The 395-nt window shown below is 42.3% G+C and carries 1 protein-coding gene; it reads left to right on the top strand.

Going from position 1 to position 395, the window contains the following annotated elements; genetic code table 11:
• Positions 1–395: hypothetical protein (locus tag AAC854_RS23245; RefSeq protein ID WP_340619148.1), on the top strand; the 395-nt coding region annotated here is incomplete at both ends.

The following is a 395-nucleotide window of genomic DNA, read 5'->3' as shown; positions in this document are numbered from 1 at the left end:
CGCCTGTGGACTTCGAGGCTGTTGAAGAACCCGTAGGCATTCTGCTGAGTAAAAAAGGTTCAAGTAAAACGAAATACTTTCCTCAACAGGAAAGGCCTTACAACGTGCATGACAACGTAGAATTTAGGCTGACGAAAAATGGAACAGACGCTTTGCCTGATGACCCGTTGACTGACATAACCATGGTGAGCAGCAATGATAACTTGGTGGAAGTGAAAATCGAAAAGAACAGTACTGGGGCTGACATAGGGGTTGCCAAATTAGCTAAAGTCGCTAAAGATCATTTTTCCGACAAAGGTGTATGGCCAGTAACCGTTAAACTCACGGTATTCACTCCCCAAACTCAAATAACGTCTATTTATACTTATACATTCAACCCACAAAGATACCTATTT

The sequence above is a fragment of the Xenorhabdus entomophaga genome (assembly GCF_037996725.1).
Classification (GTDB): Bacteria; Pseudomonadota; Gammaproteobacteria; order Enterobacterales; family Enterobacteriaceae; genus Xenorhabdus; species Xenorhabdus khoisanae.
This window is presented reverse-complemented; position numbering and strand designations above follow the sequence as displayed.